A 15,647-nucleotide genomic window follows, 5' to 3' on the forward strand; every position below is an offset into this window, starting at 1 on the left:
TGGTTAGAATACCTGCCTGTCACGCAGGTGGTCGCGGGTTCGAGCCCCGTCCGGATCGCTTTTTTATAACTTTTTTCTGATCCGGTAGTTCAGCTGGTTAGAATACCTGCCTGTCACGCAGGTGGTCGCGGGTTCGAGCCCCGTCCGGATCGCTGTATTTATGGTTAGAACCTCTAGTAGTAACTGGAGGTTTTTTTGTTTTTAGACTTTTCTTGCTGTTAAAAATCATCTGAGATACTTTTCATTTTTAGCCAAATAATCTTAACTTTATAGAGTAAAATAAAAGTAAGATTATTATATGATACCAAAGACTGATTTAGAGAAAATGAAAACCAAAGAGGATTTGATGAAATACCTCTACAAGCATCAAGATGAAGATTCCAAATATGCTGCCCTTATAGAAAAGATAGAGTATGAAGATGAGTTAAAATTGTTACAAGCTGAACTTGTAAATCTTCAGAACTGGATTAAAAATACGGGTAAAAAGGTTGCTATTATTTTTGAAGGTAGAGATGCGTCTGGTAAAGGAGGAACTATTAAGCGTTTTGCGGAACATCTTAACCCTCGTGCTATGCGTATTGTAGCTCTTAATAAGCCTACGGATGTGGAGCGAGGACAATGGTATTTTCGTAGATATATTAAAGAACTTCCTAATTCTGGTGAGATTGTTTTCTTTGATAGAAGTTGGTATAATAGAGCGGTAGTAGAGCCTGTGATGGGGTTCTGTACGCCAGAGCAATATGAGGAATATATGGTTCAGGTGCCAGAGTTTGAGCATATGCTTTACGAATCGGGGACGCATATTATTAAATTTTGGTTTTCTGTAAGCAAAGATGAGCAGTTATTCCGTTTTAATAGTAGGCTTCAAAATCCACTGAAAAAATGGAAATACAGCCCCGTAGATGAAAAAGGACAGGAACTATGGGACGAGTTCACAAAATACAAAAATCAGATGTTTTCTAGAACTCATAATGCCTTTTCGCCTTGGGTAGTGGTGAAGTCTGATAATAAAAAGAGAGCGAGGTTAGAAGCTATAAGATATGTGCTTAGTCAGTTTGATTATGAAGGAAAAGGAGAGAATGAGGTTTCTCTTAACCCAGACCCTAGTGTGGTACAAAGGTACTTTAGAATGATTAAGCAAATAGACTTTTAATTATAAATAAACATCAATATGGAACTTACAGATACACAATATAAAAAACTAGATACTAAAAAGGGGCTTTACGCTCTATTGCAGTCAGATACGCTTAATCCAGACAAAGCATTGCGTACGATAAAGTACGAGAAAAGATTGGCTAAATTACAGGAAGAGCTTATCAAAATGCAAAATTGGGTAGTAGAAAATAAACAGAGAGTAATCATTATTTTTGAAGGTAGAGATGCCGCTGGTAAAGGAGGAGCGATAAGAAGAATTACCGAACATCTTAATCCTAGAGAGCATCGTGTGGTAGCTCTTCCAAAGCCTAATGAGGTAGAGCAAGGTCAATGGTATTTTCAGCGATACATTAGTCAGTTGCCAAAAGCTGGGGAAATTGTATTTTTTGATAGAAGCTGGTACAACCGTGCAGTAGTAGAGCCTGTTAATGGATTTTGTACAAAAGAAGAGTATGATATTTTTATGTCACAAGTCAATGAGTTTGAAAAAATGCTAGTAAACTCGGGTACTTATTTGCTCAAATTGTATTTCTCCATTTCAAAAGAAGAACAAGCAAAGAGATTTGCTGATATTATAGAAAATCCTCTTAAAAAATGGAAGTATAGCCCTGTAGATGCTAAGGCTTTAGATTTATGGGATGTTTATACGGAATATAAGGAAAAAATGTTTGAGGTTTCGGATACAGAAATTGCACCGTGGAAAGTATTAAAAGCCAATAAAAAATCTAAGGCAAGAGTAGAAGCATTAGAGTATATATTGGATAAAATTCCGTACGAACCGAAGAACTCAGAGGTGATAACTCACGAAGAGTTAGAAGATTAGGGTAGTTTACAAAAGGTGGCTTATTAGTCGCCTTTTTTGTTTTAGGTTTGCGGAATATCTAGGTTGGTGGTTCATATAAAAATTAGTACATTTGTCAGGGTAAAAACAAAAATAAATTTGAATTATAATGAGTCAATTTGATGTTACTGTTATCGGTTCTGGACCTGGAGGTTATGTGGCAGCTATTCGTTGTGCACAATTAGGTTTTAAAACAGCTATTATAGAGAAATATCCTACTTTGGGAGGAACATGTCTTAATGTAGGATGTATTCCGTCTAAGGCACTTTTGGATAGTTCGGAGCATTTTGAAAATGCGAAGCATAACTTTGCAAACCACGGGATTGTTATCAACGAGCCTAAAGCAGATTTGGCTAGAATGATAGAGCGAAAAAACGAAGTGGTAGACCAAACAACCAAAGGAATTAATTTCCTAATGGACAAAAACAAAATTACAGTTTTTGAAGGGGTAGGAAGTTTTGAGACGGCAACTAAAATTAAAGTAACAAAAAATGATGGCTCTACAGAGTCTATTGAGTCTAAATATACCATTATAGCTACAGGTTCTAAGCCTTCTTCTTTACCTTTTATCAGTTTAGATAAAGAAAGAATCATAACTTCTACGGAGGCTCTTAATTTGAAAGAAATACCTAAACATCTTGTCGTAATTGGTGGTGGTGTGATAGGGTTGGAGCTTGGTTCTGTTTACAAAAGACTTGGTTCTGAGGTAACAGTGGTAGAGTATTTAGATAAAATTATCCCAGGAATGGACGGTTCTTTGTCTAAAGAATTACAAAAAGTTCTTAAAAAACAAGGAATGAAATTTATGCTTTCTACAGCGGTTTCTGCGATGGAAAGAAAAGGCGATACAGTAGTAGTAACGGCTAAAGATAAAAAAGGAGAAGAAGTAAGTGTAGAGGGAGATTATTGCTTAGTATCAGTGGGAAGAAGACCTTATACAGAAGGTTTAGGTTTAGAAAATGCAGGTGTAGATTTAGATGAAAGAGGAAGAGTAAAAGTAAATGACCACCTTCAGACTAATGTGTCTAACATCTATGCGATTGGTGATGTAGTTAAAGGAGCTATGTTGGCTCACAAGGCGGAAGAAGAAGGTGTTTTTGTAGCAGAAACTTTGGCAGGGCAAAAACCTCATATTAACTACAATCTAATACCAGGGGTGGTTTACACTTGGCCAGAAGTAGCTGGAGTAGGGAAGACAGAAGAGCAGCTTAAAGAAGAAGGCGTTTCTTATAAGGTAGGAAGTTTCCCAATGAGAGCTTTGGGTAGGAGCCGTGCGAGTGGAGATATTGATGGACTAATTAAGGTATTGGCTGATGAAAAAACAGACGAAATTTTAGGAGTTCATATGATAGGAGCTCGTGCTGCGGATATGATTGCAGAAGCTGTAGTAGCTATGGAGTTCCGTGCGAGTGCAGAAGATATTTCAAGAATTTCTCACGCTCACCCAACATTTACAGAGGCTATTAAAGAAGCGGCTTTAGATGCTACAGGAAAAAGAGCATTACATATGTAGTTGATTTATAGTTAAATTAATATAAAAAATCGCTGTTAGAAAAATTTCTCTAACAGCGTTTTTTATAGGTATTTATTCAATAATTATTGAATTTGAAAGAATTGAGAATACCTGAAACTATAAATTGCTCCATTTGGTATTATAAATAGTTCTAGGAGCTGTATTTTTCAATATAAATATAATTTAGCTAGGTATTATTCTTTATAAACAATATACTTCTGACGAATTTTTTCAAATTCTTGTAAGTCTTTTTGCCAAGATTTTTTGATTTCCGTTTCGCTTTTTCCTTGTATAATTTGAAGCCTTAGTTGGTCAGTCCCTGCTAAAGTATCAAACCAAAGATTTTTGATGAAGAATGGTTTATTAGGATTTTTATAGTTTTTGTAAGCTGTAATTACCCATTCTAGATTAAGTTCTCTCAAATCTTTAGAGTATTCAGAGAGATTTTCTCCATAGCATACTTGTCCGTTAAAAGGCGGATTTTTAGCTCCAAAATTAGGCTTTGGAGTGAATTTATAACTTAATTTTTTAGTCCATGGTGAACCATAAATTTGGAAAGGATAGTCAGTGCCGCGTCCTACCGAAACCTCAGCTCCTTCAAAAAAACATAGGGAAGGATATAGATTGATAGATTTATCATTTGGTAAGTTAGGAGAAGGGCGTCTAAGTATAGGATAGCGTTGTTTTTTATGGTAATTTTTCATTGGGATTAAGGTGTATTTGGCTTTTATTTTATTTTTAAGCCACCCTTCGCCGTTTACCATATTACCATACTCGCCAATGGTTAATCCATAGACTATAGGAACTGGGTGCATACCCACAAAACTTGTCCATTTTTCCTTTAATACAGGTCCATCTGTGTAGCCATCGTGAGGGTTAGGTCTATCTAGTACAATCACTTCTACATTATGCTCTGCGGCGGCTTCCATCACATAGGTAAGGGTTGAAATATAGGTGTAAAATCTTACCCCAACATCTTGAATATCAAAAAGAATAATATCTAAATCTTGTATTTGTTCTGCAGTTGGTTTTTTGTTTTTACCATAAAGAGAAATAATGGGAATACCTGTTTGGGTATCCACACCATTTTTTACATATTCTCCTGCATCGGCTTCGCCTCTAAAACCGTGTTCTGGAGCGAAAACTCTTCTGATGTCTATAGTGTTTTCTCTTAGGAAATCCACAATGCTGAGTGTGTCTATGGTAGTAGGATTATGTTTTTGTGGTTTTAGCACCAGCCCTGTTTGGTTGGTTACCACGCCCACTTTTTTATTTTTTAATAGAGGAAGATAAAGCTCAGGTTGGTCGGCTCCTGTTTTAAAATTAGGACAGTTGTTACCATTTTGAGCATAGTTTCTACCAGATAACCCTAAATAAATTAGGCAAATCAATAGTAAATTTTTAATTTTGAAGCTTAAATACATAGGTTTTGAAATTTCCATTATATTTTTCTAAAAAAATAGCATTCTCCAAAGATAATAAAAATAATCTTTCTAAGGTGATTGTGTTTATCGGGAGGCTGTCTGTCGCGTTGGGTGTCATTGTTTCTTTAATTACTGTAGCCACAGGTTTGGGAGCTAAAAAAGCCATCAAAAATAAGATGGGAGATTTTTCGGGGCATATTTCGGTGAAATCTACTAGGTCTAATTCGTCTTACAACTCTTCAGTTCTAGACTTAAAAGAAATCAATATAAATCAAATTAAGGGCTTACAAGAAGTAGAAGGTATGCAGTCTTATGCGTCTGTAAGTGGTATTCTTAGAACAGAAGAAAATTTCTCTGGGATTTTATTAAAAGGTGTTGGGAAAGATTTTGATGCCAAAAGATTTGAAAAGTTTTTGGTGGAAGGTAGCGTTCCTAACTTTACAGAAAAGGGATATAATAATGAGGTCATCTTACCAGAAAAAATAGCCAATGATTTAAGACTTAAACTAAATGATGAAATAGTGGCTATTTTCTCTAAAGAAGACCAAAAGCCAATCTACCGAAAATTTAAAGTTAAAGGGATTTACAAAACGGATATCAAAATGATAGACGACCTGTTTATCATAGGAGATATCAACCATGTGAGGAGGATACAAAATATGGATAAAACTGCCATAGGTGGTATAGATATTTTCCTTAAAGATATGGGAGAAATAGATGAGGTTTTTCCAAAGATTGAAGAGAAAATAGGATATAAAAACTATGCTGAAAAGATAACAGATAAGTATCCAGAAATTGTAAATTGGATTAACATTTTTGATACCAATATAGCTTTAATTATCACAATTATGTTGGTGGTTGTAATCATCAATATTGTAATGGTGTTGCTTATTTTAATTATAGAACGCACCAATTCCATAGGGGTATTGAAAACTTTGGGAGCAAATAATGCTCAAATACGAGCTATTTTCATCAATTACACTTTACTTATTATGGTTCCAGGATTGTTAGTGGGGAATTTCATAGGATTGGGACTACTACTTTTACAAAAATGGACGGGCATTGTTCAGCTCAATCCTGATAATTATTATATCAGTACAGTACCAATAGACTTAAATCCTATTTATATTGTGGCAATTTCTTTAGGGATTTTGTTGGTGTCTGCGGTATCGCTTATTTTTCCTAGTTATTTAATTAGTAAAATATCACCAGTTAAAGCGATTAAATACAATTAAGGTACATCAGCGATTTTTCTGTACTTTTGTGGAAACAATACATTAGAATGCAATCTTATTTAGAATTCAAATTTACCATTACGCCACCGCAACCTTGGAGTGAGATTTTAATGGCAGAACTTATACATATTGGTTTTGATAGCTTTACAGAGGAAACTAACGGTATTTTAGCCTACATTCCGAAGAACGATTTAAACGAAGACACTATCAAATCACTCTATATTTTTGAACAAGAAGGCGTAGAGATAGATTATACTTATACCGAAATGCCCAATATCAATTGGAATGAGGAATGGGAAAAGAACTTTTCGCCCATCAATGTAGAAGATAAAGTTTACATTAGAGCGGAGTTCCATGAGCCTCAACCGCTGGATTATGAAATTATCATACAGCCTAAAATGTCTTTTGGTACGGGGCATCACGCCACTACTTACCTGATGGTTCAGCAAATGCTGGAGATGGATTTTCAAGGCAAAAAAGTACTAGATATGGGCTGCGGGACTTCAGTATTGGCAATCTTCGCTAAACTGAAAGGAGCAGGAGATACTTTAGCCATAGATATAGACCCTTGGTCGGTAGAAAATTCCAAAGAAAACGCAGACCGAAACCAAGTCAGTTTAAGGATAGAAGAAGGCACTGCCGAGAATTTAGGACAGGAAAAATTTGATATTATATTGGCAAACATCAATAGAAATATTCTTATTTCCGATATTCCAACTTATGTTTCGGTGTTAGAAAAAGGCGGTCAGTTGTTACTCTCAGGCTTATGCTTTTTTGATGTAGAAGACATTATGGAAGTTTGTACGGCACAGAACCTTAAACTCAACAAAAAAGTACAAAGAGAAGAGTGGGTAAGTCTGCTTTTAGAAAAAAACTAAACGCTATATTTGTAACTCAAAATAAAGTCTATAATGGCTAAAAAAGATAAAAAATCAGCAGTTAGCGTAGGGGTTTTGGGTAGCGGAAGTTTTGCTACAGCCATAGTAAAGATGCTTCAAGAGAACTCAAAAATGGTGCATTGGTGCGTTCGTAATGAGTTTGTAAAAGGAGCCATAGAACTTAGAAAACACAATCCTACTTACTTACAATCGGTGATGTTTAATACGCGTCATCTTAATATTACTACCGATGTTAATCAGCTCGTATCGGCTTGTGATGTTATCATTTTGGCAACGCCGTCTATCTATTTGTCGGACAGTTTAGAGAAAATGACTTGCGATTATTCCAACAAGTTGTTTGTATCCGCTATAAAAGGGATTGTCCCTAAACACAACGATATAGTAGCACATTACCTTAGAGACCAATTTCAGATAGGATTTAGAAATCAGGCAGTAATTGCAGGACCTTGCCACGCGGAGGAAGTCGCTATGGAACGCCTTTCGTACCTTACCGTCGCTACCGTAGAAGAAGAAAATGCACAAAAACTGAAAGATTTATTCTCGTCTAGCTATATTAAAGTGAGTACCAGTAGCGATATACTTGGCAACGAATACAGTGCAATACTAAAGAACATTTACGCCATAGGAGCAGGTATGGCAAGCGGTTTGGGTTACGGCGACAATTTCCAAGCGGTATATGTATCCAACGCCATTCGTGAGATGGAAATCTTCCTAGAAGCCATTTACGAAGCACCAAGAGATGTTAACGAAAGCGCCTATCTAGGGGACTTATTGGTAACGGCGTACTCGCTGTTTTCTAGAAACAGGTCTTTAGGAAATTTGGTGGGCAAAGGCTACACGGTAAAATCGGCGATACAATCTATGAATATGGTGGCAGAAGGCTACTACGCTGCGGCATCTATCTACAACACCGCCAAAGAAAAGGGGCTTAAACTGCCTATCATTAGCACGGTATATAATGTTCTCTACGAAGGCAAAAATGTAGAAAAACAGTTCAAAAAGCTCACTGCCAAACTAAACTAATAGGGCGTAACCCCTTTCCATCAGCCGAAAATCCCACCGCTAGGGGTCGGGCTTTCGGCTTTATCTTTACCTTTTGTCCCTAGCGAAGGCTTTGGCGGTCAAAAGATAAAGGATATCACCTCTATCCCTTACGCATAGCAGAGTGTTAGTTGCAAGTGTATTAAAATCTCGTAATACAATGAAATTTGAGCAAAAAAAAGTAGAACATATATTCCATTACACAAAAACTTTTGAATTACTGAAAAAAATACTGAATAATGGTTTCATCCCATCATATTGTTTTGAAATAGTAGGTGATTTTAAATATTACATTCCTATGGTAAGTTTTTGCAATATTCCATTGCAAGATGTACATTTATTTGCGCGATATGGTGAATATGGAATTGGAATGAATTTAGATTGGGCAGTAAAAAAATCAATTTCTCCTGTAGTTTATACTCACGAAAATACAGTTTTTAAAAATTTACATTATGATATAAACACTATTCAAATTGTAAATATGTTAAAACAGATGATTCCTGATACTTTAAATGATATTTTAGGTGGAGAAAAAGTTGAAAAAGATTATTCTAGTCTTGATTATTTAATAAGTGAAATCAATAAAATAACAGTTCCAACAATTCAACATTTTAAAAATTGGAAGACTGAATATAAGGAAAAACAAATTATTACATATCATGAAAGGGAATGGAGATTTATTCCACAATTAGAATCAGATTATGAAAAAATAGTTGATGAAAGGAGTAAATTATTTAAAAAAATACAGAATAATGAATTTAGAAAAAAACCGCATTTTCCCGAATATCCGTTGGTAATTGAAAATATAAAATACATTTTAATAAAAAATAAGAATCAAAGGGAAATAATATTGAAAATATTGAGTAAAAAGTTTGGCAAAGAAAATGTTGTTAATTCAATTCTGAAAGAAAATTTGAATATATTAACCTTCTCAAGCATCAAAAATGACTTCTAAAAACACCTGCAGCTAAAATTGTATTTGTAAAAGGCGGAGGGCGGTGTTGAATTGAAAAGCCAAACATTTATTCCGCATATGCTTTTCAATTCAACTATCTTTTTAATTGATATTGTTGGCTTCAAGTTCCAATAAATATTTTTTACGCCATAGTCCACCACCATAGCCTGTTAATTCGCCGTTAGAGCCAATCACTCTATGGCAAGGCACTAGGATAGAAATTCTGTTCATTCCATTGGCGTTGGCAACAGCTCTTACACTTTCTGGGCTTCCAATATCTATTGCCTGTTCTTTATAAGATTTTGTGGTGCCATAAGGAATGCGTTGCAATGCGTCCCAAACTTTATTCTGGAAGTATGTCCCTAGAGGATGTAATGGTACAGAAAACATCTTCCTTTTTCCGTTAAAATATTCTTGTAATTCAGATGTTAAGAGGTTAAAGTGAGGGTTGTTACCCTGTATGATAGTTGCATTGAAGAGTTTAGCAATTGCTTTCAATTCGGTTTCTAACATTTTTCTATCAGTAAATTCCAAAAGGCAAATCCCTTGCTGAGTAGCACAAGCAATCATAGTTCCTAGTGGTGTTTCAATTCGTTTAAGGTCTATGATGTTTTGTTGTTTTCCATTTTTAGGAGAAACCTCAAAGATACTTTTAAAGCTATCCGTAAACCCACTTAATGATTCAAAACCACTATCAAAAGCAGTGTGTGTAACACTTTCTCCGCTTTGCATTTTTTTGAAAGCTGAGTTGATTCTAAATAACCTTTGGTAGGCTTGGAAGGTAATTCCATGATTTTTTTTGAACCATCGTCTTATTTTACTAGGTTCAATTCCTCTCAATTTCAAATCATAATCTTTAAATCTTAATGATGGATTTTGTGAGAGTTCATCAATGATTTTTTGATATAATTCAGGGGTTTGGTTTAGGTTTTCTAAAGGTTTACAAACTTTGCAAGGTCTGTATCCTTTAAGTATGCACTCTTTGGTAGTGCTAAAAAACTCAACATTTTCTAATTTAGGTTTTCTCGCGGTGCAAGTGGGGCGACAGAAAATACCTGTGGTAATTACAGCAGTAAAAAATATTCCTTCAAATGAAGTGTCTTTTTCTACAATAGCTTTGTACATAGTTTCTTTAGTTAAGTTCATTTAAAAAGGTATAGGGTTAAATTTGGTTTAAATTAGATTTAATAATTTGATAAGGCAAATTTATTTTATACTAAAATTAGGGACAACCGAAAAATGAACAAGTATTTTTTATCTCTCCACTTGCGAAAATATTACAATAAGCATAAGAAAATGTACTACATTTGAAAAAATAAAAATAGATGTTTCAACCAGCGAGAATAGAAGATACAGATATTATTTGGGAGATGCTTCAGCAGGGCATTAGAAGAAGAAAGGAAGACGGCAGCAACCAATGGCAAGATGGTTACCCTGATAGAAGTGTGTTAGAACAAGACATTCGTGATGGGGTGGGCTATGTTTGGGTTCAAGGTGATGAGGTCTTGGGCTATGCCGCTCTAGTGCTCAATAACGAACCAGCCTATGATAATATAGAGGGCGAATGGTTATCCAACGGAGATTATATAGTGGTGCATCGTGTAGTGGTACACGACCAATGCTTAGGAAAAGGGATTGCTAAACAGATGTTCCTGTGGATAGAAGATTGGGCGAAACAACAAAATATTTACAGTATAAAAGTAGATACCAATTACGATAACCAACCAATGCTCCACATTTTACAGTATTTAGGTTATTGGTATTGTGGAGAGGTTTACTTTAGAGGTAGCCCTAGGAAAGCATTTGAGAAAGTTCTAAAATAAAAAAGGCTTTTGCTGATTAACCTATTTATTGAGGAATCTAAAAGAAAATGATTATCCTAAATGTTATACATTAGCAATTGCAAAAATATTATATATCTATATAGTGATTTAATGGTAAGAGTCTGTATATTGTTTTCTTTATTCTGTTTTCAAGTTTTAATATCTCAGCTTAGAGTGGACTATCGTGTGTTTCACCGTATAGATTCTCTTACAACGCAAGAAGCTGTAGTTCCCTATGATGTTAGGTTATTTATTGATGTTAATGAGACATTATATGTTTCAGAGGCAAGGATTCAGTCAGATTCTTTAAGATTGAAACTTAGAGCTAATATGGATTTTGGGGTGCTTTCTGTTCCTAGAAAAAAAGGATTTCAAAGTGAGTATATTACAGGAGATTTAAAAAATAACATTATAACACAACATACTCGAATAAATGATGAAGGTTTCAAATTTGAATGGAAAGTAGATACCAAATGGACATTAGATACACAAACAAAAAAAATAGGAGAATATACTGCTAAAAAAGCTGTGGGGAAACTTTCAGGAAGAAATTATACCGTTTGGTACACTACAGAAATACCTATTCCTGCAGGACCGTTTAAATTTTTTGGCTTACCTGGTTTAGTCTTAGAAGCAGAAGATGATACGGGAGATGTACGTTTTGAATTGATTTCTATAAAAAAATCGGATAGGATGAATGTAAAAGAGTGTATAATAGAGAATGCTAACGAAAAGACAGTTAAAACTTACTCTGAGTATTTGAAGGTATTTAAAAATGCGATGCATGCAAGACCTGCACAAGTTCTCTATGACTTTGCAGACCAAGAAAGTAAAAAAAGACTTGAAGAAAACTATCAAGCGAAGGTTAGAATATATAATAATTTTATAGAGAGATGATTGAGAACCAAAGCTCCATATTTTACAGCATTTAGGTTATCAGTATTGTGGAGAGGTTTACTTTAGGGGAAGCTCTAGGAAAGCCTTTGAGAAAGTTCTTAAATAAAAAAAGGTGGCAACTAAGCCACCTTTTTATGAGTTAGTAAAGGTTTAGAGGTTATCTAAAACTTCCTTTAGGTCAGCGTAGCCACCACCATTATAGACATTAGTAAGCCCAAGAGATTTAAAATATTCTACGGCTCTGCCACTTCTGTTACCACTTCTACAAAACAAGATTACATTGCCGTCTAGGCTGGTAACTTCCTCTTTTCTATCTTCTAATTCTCCTAGTGGAATGTTTTTAGCGGTTTCTATGTGTCCGTCCATTTCTAGCTCCATAGGTTCTCTTACATCTATAAGGTGGTAATTTCCTGATTTTAATACTTCTTCAATCATAATACGGTTAAATTATAAGGTTTTGAGGCGTAAAGATAGAAGAGATTAGCACAATACCCAAATTTTAGGCATTAAATTTATACTTTTGCACCCATGAACAAAATAGCCTACCATACCCAACTGATAAAAAATAAAGCCAAAGCTTTTGGCTTTCAGTCTTGTGGTATTTCGCAGGCTACATTTTTGGAGGAGGAAGCTCCTCGGCTAGAAGCGTGGCTAAAAAAGGGCTATCACGGTAAGATGTCTTATATGGAAAACCATTTTGACAAGCGTTTAGACCCAAGGCTACTGGTGGAAGGCTCTCGCTCCGTTATTTCGTTGTCGTATAATTATTTTCCGCAAGAGGAATTGCCTACCATAGATAACTTTAAAATATCAAAGTATGCGTATGGTAGAGATTACCACGAGGTTATTAAAGATATTTTGAGGGATATGGTTGCGGAACTTCAGGAGGAAATAGGGGCTTTTGGCTTTAGAGTGTTTGTGGACTCTGCACCTGTGTTGGAACGGGCGTGGGCAAAAAAATCTGGAATTGGCTGGGTGGGGAAGAATGCCAACTTAATTTCTAAGAAAAGCGGTTCTTTCTTCTTTCTAGCCGAAATTATTTGCGATTTGGAGCTAGAGCCAGACGCTCCTACAACCGACCATTGCGGACGCTGCACGCGTTGCATAGATGCTTGCCCTACTAATGCTATCGTTAATGAAAAAATTATAGACGGCAGCCGTTGCATTTCGTATGCTACCATAGAACTCAAGGAGGAAATCCCTGTGGCGTTTAGGTCTAATATGCAAGACTGGATGTTTGGGTGTGATATTTGCCAAGAGGTTTGCCCTTGGAACCGCTTTTCTAAACCTCACAACCAGCCCTTGTTTAACCCTAATCCTGCCCTTAAAAACTTTACTAAAAGGGAATGGCGAGAGCTTACTCAAGATTTGTTTTCTGAGATATTTAGAAAATCACCTGTTAAAAGGACTAAGTTTGCAGGGTTACAGCGGAATATCTCTTTCTTAGACCAAGAGCTACCAGACTAATAATAAGTGGTAATAAAAACCCCATTGCATTTTGTAGTGCAATGGGGCGTGTTTTTAGAGTAGGGTATTATAACCTATTTTGCTAGTAGAGCTTCTAGTTTTTCTAGTCTAGCTTTTAACTCCTTCACTTCTTTGTCTTTTTCTAAAAGGTGTAAGTAAAGCTCCTCTATCTTCTCCACATTGGTCAGTTGGGTTGCCATAAGGTCTACATAACCTTGCTTTTTGATTTCCGCTGCGGATTGGTATCCTGGCAAATGCCCATTAGTTTTTACAAAATCTTCTACTTGGCTAAGCGTCTTAAAGTTATAGTCTGACTTTAGGCTAGAAGTACCTGTATAATACTTTTGGAACACATAGTCTGGGAAAATGGAGGCTCCGCTGTATCCCATAAACCCTTTAGCCGTAACCGCTCCGTCGTCTGCTATGGTAACACGGTTATCATTAGTTCTAGCAGTAGTACCATCAGAAGTAGTAGCCAATCTAGCTAAATTATTATTAGCATCATTAGTCCACAAGCCTAGAGCTGTTGCGGAAGTTCCTACTACCAGTTTACCATTTTCATCAGCCATCACACTTTTAAGCCCATTGCCTGCTAATGCGGTAGATTTAATAGAGCCACCCACTACTAGTTTCTCATCAATATCAGGGTTTATCTTATAAGCGTAAGTACCACCTATCCCTACATTTCCGTTGTCCTTAATAATGAGTTTAGGTCCTGAGCTTGGAGCAGAATCATCTGTATTGTAAGACCACAAGTGCAACCCTTCTCTGTAGCCAGATGCAGGGTCGGTTGGGGTAGCATCGTAAGCGTTAAACCACATCCATCTGTTGGCTTGTGTAGCTCCCGTTTTAGAGTTATTTTCAATATTGATTACAGAGCCTACTGCCCCTTCTCCTAATACTGTAAATGAGCGGGTGTAAGTATGCGATTTATTAGTAATCCAAAAAGCATCAATATTGGTGTCAGACTTAAATTTAACAATGTTTTGATGAACAGGAGTTCCTCTTACCAAAAGGCGTTCATCGGTAGCTTTATTACCTACCCCAAGCCCTGCATCAGGAGAGAGGAACATGGCAAAATAGGGCTGAGAGTCTGTTGTTCTTCTAACTCCCCAAGCGAATTCAGATGAAAACGAATTCAAATTATTATACTCTAATACCGTTGTTCTGAAAAATGAAGCATCTCTATTTCCCGAAAAAGAACTCGTAGGGTCTCCTACTCTAAAGTGTATTTGACCTATTCCATCATCACTTTGTATAGCGGTAGGGTTATCTATTGTGCCTCTTGACTTTTCTAAAACCAGTGCTGTAGGGTTAATTGTGTTAGTATATCTTGTTATTCCTATCCCATAAGCCGATAGTGAAAAACCAAGTTCATTCAATTTATTTGTAGATTGGAAAGAAGCGGTTAATGCACTTCTTTTCTCCCCCTCTGAGTCTAAGAATGGGAGCATAACCTCTCTATTAACTACCCCATTGCTTGTAAACTTATTCTCTTTCCAAATCTCACTATAGGTTCCTGCGGCACTCTTTACCCATTCTGTACCATTGTAGTAATAGTAGCCTTTTTCTGTGATTTTAGCTACTTTGGTATCTACACCTGTATAGTCCGAAATTTTACTGTCGGCTTCATCTGTGGCATACACCAAAGTTCCTTCTACAGGGCTAGCAATAGCAGCAATACGCGTTTTAGAAAGTTTTGGAGCAATAAACCCCTCGTTAGTTGTTCCAGCTAAGTTAGTAGAAGTAGGTTGGACCTCTAGTGTAGCCGCAGGTTTACCAGTGTTAATACCTACCTTACCACTTTGCCCATAAACTATTAGCCCTAGTCCTAAAAAGGCGAGTACACTTAATTTTGTAGCTGTTGTTTTCATAAAATTTAATTTTAAAGTTGTTAATAATTTATTTTCTCGTAACCGTTTTTTACTTGATTTCCTTTGGGCTTAAAACCGCAGGCGTCTCGTTTAGATTTTCACGCCTGTGGTTGCCCAACCGCACGCCTGCGGATTTTTTTTTCACGCGTGCGGTTTTATTACCCTCTGCTAGAGCTTTTCGTAGCTTAGCGTGGCGAGCATCTTTTTCAGGTCAGAACCTGGGGTAAAGACCACCTTTGCATTTTTAATAGCTGCTGAGGTTACTTCCTCTTCCTTAGCTTTACCCTCGCTACTGATGCTCACCCTCATACTACCCAGTTCGCCTAAACGGATAATTTGCCCTTCGGCTAGAGAAGACTGCATCACATCTACCAAAGCATAAAGCACCGCTCTGATGTCCGCTCCACTCACGGTAGAGATTTTCTCAATGTCTTTAGTCAGACCTGCTAAAGTTTTTTCACTGACTACATTGGCAGAAGCGTAGTATTTTTTCTCGCCTCCACCGGCAACTCCTGGTTGCCCT

General features: G+C 36.4%; 15 protein-coding genes, 1 tRNA gene and 1 pseudogene. 12 read left to right on the forward strand and 5 right to left on the reverse strand.

Annotated features, from left to right (window positions below; translation table 11 throughout):
• Positions 1–78: 78 nt before the first annotated feature.
• The 4 genes from GXW81_RS10065 to lpdA all read left to right on the forward strand — a co-directional run bounded on the left by GXW81_RS10065 (position 79) and on the right by lpdA (position 3,509).
• Positions 79–152 (forward strand) — tRNA-Asp (locus GXW81_RS10065).
• A 146-nt stretch (positions 153–298) separates the two neighbouring features.
• Positions 299–1,153: a polyphosphate kinase 2 gene (ppk2, locus tag GXW81_RS10070; protein ID WP_161532200.1), complete on the forward strand. Its 855-nt coding sequence runs from the start codon at positions 299–301 to the stop codon at positions 1,151–1,153.
• Positions 1,154–1,171: 18 nt separating this feature from the next.
• The gene (ppk2, locus tag GXW81_RS10075) at positions 1,172–1,978 is read left to right on the forward strand and encodes a polyphosphate kinase 2 (protein ID WP_015345470.1); all 807 of its coding nucleotides are present in this window, start codon (positions 1,172–1,174) and stop codon (positions 1,976–1,978) included.
• A 127-nt stretch (positions 1,979–2,105) separates the two neighbouring features.
• Positions 2,106–3,509 carry a dihydrolipoyl dehydrogenase gene (gene lpdA, locus GXW81_RS10080; RefSeq protein ID WP_161532201.1) on the forward strand — a complete coding sequence of 468 codons (1,404 nt, stop codon included), beginning with the start codon at positions 2,106–2,108 and terminating at the stop codon, positions 3,507–3,509.
• 194 nt (positions 3,510–3,703) lie between these two features.
• On the opposite strand, the gene GXW81_RS10085 is transcribed toward lpdA, so the two are convergent.
• A complete protein-coding gene (locus GXW81_RS10085; RefSeq protein WP_185153022.1) occupies positions 3,704–4,933 on the reverse strand; it encodes an exo-beta-N-acetylmuramidase NamZ domain-containing protein in 1,230 nt (409 codons plus the stop codon).
• A gap of 5 nt (positions 4,934–4,938) precedes the next feature.
• Between GXW81_RS10085 and GXW81_RS10090 the strand changes: the two genes are divergently transcribed.
• The 4 genes from GXW81_RS10090 (at position 4,939) to GXW81_RS10105 (ending at position 9,063) form a co-directional block, all read left to right on the forward strand.
• Positions 4,939–6,168: an ABC transporter permease gene (locus tag GXW81_RS10090; protein ID WP_161532203.1), complete on the forward strand. Its 1,230-nt coding sequence runs from the start codon at positions 4,939–4,941 to the stop codon at positions 6,166–6,168.
• Positions 6,169–6,215: 47 nt separating this feature from the next.
• The gene (gene prmA, locus GXW81_RS10095) at positions 6,216–7,046 is read left to right on the forward strand and encodes a 50S ribosomal protein L11 methyltransferase (protein ID WP_161532204.1); all 831 of its coding nucleotides are present in this window, start codon (positions 6,216–6,218) and stop codon (positions 7,044–7,046) included.
• A gap of 33 nt (positions 7,047–7,079) precedes the next feature.
• Positions 7,080–8,090, forward strand: coding sequence for an NAD(P)H-dependent glycerol-3-phosphate dehydrogenase (locus GXW81_RS10100; protein ID WP_161532205.1), 1,011 nt, complete (start codon positions 7,080–7,082; stop codon positions 8,088–8,090).
• A 178-nt stretch (positions 8,091–8,268) separates the two neighbouring features.
• Positions 8,269–9,063, forward strand: coding sequence for an abortive infection system antitoxin AbiGi family protein (locus GXW81_RS10105; protein ID WP_161532206.1), 795 nt, complete (start codon positions 8,269–8,271; stop codon positions 9,061–9,063).
• 102 nt (positions 9,064–9,165) lie between these two features.
• Here the strand turns inward: GXW81_RS10105 and GXW81_RS10640 are convergent, their stop codons facing one another.
• A complete protein-coding gene (locus GXW81_RS10640) occupies positions 9,166–10,209 on the reverse strand; it encodes a bifunctional transcriptional activator/DNA repair enzyme AdaA (protein ID WP_161532207.1) in 1,044 nt (347 codons plus the stop codon).
• Positions 10,210–10,388: 179 nt separating this feature from the next.
• On the opposite strand from GXW81_RS10640, the gene GXW81_RS10115 reads away from it, so the two are divergent.
• The 3 genes and pseudogenes from GXW81_RS10115 to GXW81_RS10590 all read left to right on the forward strand — a co-directional run.
• Positions 10,389–10,886: a GNAT family N-acetyltransferase gene (locus tag GXW81_RS10115; RefSeq protein WP_161532208.1), complete on the forward strand. Its 498-nt coding sequence runs from the start codon at positions 10,389–10,391 to the stop codon at positions 10,884–10,886.
• Positions 10,887–10,997: 111 nt separating this feature from the next.
• Entirely contained in the window at positions 10,998–11,783 is a 786-nt protein-coding gene (locus tag GXW81_RS10120) for a GLPGLI family protein (protein ID WP_161532209.1), read from the forward strand.
• A 4-nt stretch (positions 11,784–11,787) separates the two neighbouring features.
• Positions 11,788–11,889: pseudogene (locus tag GXW81_RS10590) on the forward strand (GNAT family N-acetyltransferase); the annotation flags it as partial.
• A 44-nt stretch (positions 11,890–11,933) separates the two neighbouring features.
• On the opposite strand, the gene GXW81_RS10130 reads toward GXW81_RS10590, so the two are convergent.
• Positions 11,934–12,218: a rhodanese-like domain-containing protein gene (locus GXW81_RS10130; RefSeq protein WP_161532210.1), complete on the reverse strand. Its 285-nt coding sequence runs from the start codon at positions 12,216–12,218 to the stop codon at positions 11,934–11,936.
• 93 nt (positions 12,219–12,311) lie between these two features.
• Here GXW81_RS10130 and queG point away from each other — a divergent pair, with 93 nt between their 5' ends.
• On the forward strand, positions 12,312–13,250 hold the full coding sequence (gene queG / locus GXW81_RS10135; protein ID WP_161532211.1) for a tRNA epoxyqueuosine(34) reductase QueG: 939 nt from the start codon (positions 12,312–12,314) through the stop codon (positions 13,248–13,250).
• Positions 13,251–13,324: 74 nt separating this feature from the next.
• On the opposite strand, the gene GXW81_RS10140 is transcribed toward queG, so the two are convergent.
• Together GXW81_RS10140 and GXW81_RS10145 are read right to left on the reverse strand one after the other, a co-directional pair.
• The gene (locus GXW81_RS10140; RefSeq protein WP_161532212.1) at positions 13,325–15,124 is read right to left on the reverse strand and encodes a hypothetical protein; all 1,800 of its coding nucleotides are present in this window, start codon (positions 15,122–15,124) and stop codon (positions 13,325–13,327) included.
• 168 nt (positions 15,125–15,292) lie between these two features.
• Positions 15,293–15,647: HU family DNA-binding protein (locus GXW81_RS10145; protein WP_161531784.1), on the reverse strand; the 355-nt coding region annotated here is incomplete at its 5' end.

Origin of the sequence: Riemerella anatipestifer (assembly GCF_009932355.1) — a bacterium.
Classification (GTDB): Bacteria; Bacteroidota; Bacteroidia; order Flavobacteriales; family Weeksellaceae; genus Riemerella; species Riemerella anatipestifer_E.

Excerpts from the sequence above, each read along its gene's own strand:
- ppk2 (WP_015345470.1), top strand. The coding sequence starts at position 1,172 with ATGGAACTTACAGATACACAATATAAAAAACTAGATACTAAAAAGGGG.
- GXW81_RS10115 (WP_161532208.1), top strand. The coding sequence starts at position 10,389 with ATGTTTCAACCAGCGAGAATAGAAGATACAGATATTATTTGGGAGATG.
- GXW81_RS10120 (WP_161532209.1), top strand. The coding sequence starts at position 10,998 with ATGGTAAGAGTCTGTATATTGTTTTCTTTATTCTGTTTTCAAGTTTTA.
- queG (WP_161532211.1), top strand. The coding sequence starts at position 12,312 with ATGAACAAAATAGCCTACCATACCCAACTGATAAAAAATAAAGCCAAA.
- lpdA (WP_161532201.1), top strand. The coding sequence starts at position 2,106 with ATGAGTCAATTTGATGTTACTGTTATCGGTTCTGGACCTGGAGGTTAT.
- prmA (WP_161532204.1), top strand. The coding sequence starts at position 6,216 with ATGCAATCTTATTTAGAATTCAAATTTACCATTACGCCACCGCAACCT.
- GXW81_RS10640 (WP_161532207.1), bottom strand. The coding sequence starts at position 10,209 with ATGAACTTAACTAAAGAAACTATGTACAAAGCTATTGTAGAAAAAGAC.
- GXW81_RS10130 (WP_161532210.1), bottom strand. The coding sequence starts at position 12,218 with ATGATTGAAGAAGTATTAAAATCAGGAAATTACCACCTTATAGATGTA.
- GXW81_RS10100 (WP_161532205.1), top strand. The coding sequence starts at position 7,080 with ATGGCTAAAAAAGATAAAAAATCAGCAGTTAGCGTAGGGGTTTTGGGT.
- GXW81_RS10085 (WP_185153022.1), bottom strand. The coding sequence starts at position 4,933 with ATGTATTTAAGCTTCAAAATTAAAAATTTACTATTGATTTGCCTAATT.
- GXW81_RS10140 (WP_161532212.1), bottom strand. The coding sequence starts at position 15,124 with ATGAAAACAACAGCTACAAAATTAAGTGTACTCGCCTTTTTAGGACTA.
- ppk2 (WP_161532200.1), top strand. The coding sequence starts at position 299 with ATGATACCAAAGACTGATTTAGAGAAAATGAAAACCAAAGAGGATTTG.
- GXW81_RS10105 (WP_161532206.1), top strand. The coding sequence starts at position 8,269 with ATGAAATTTGAGCAAAAAAAAGTAGAACATATATTCCATTACACAAAA.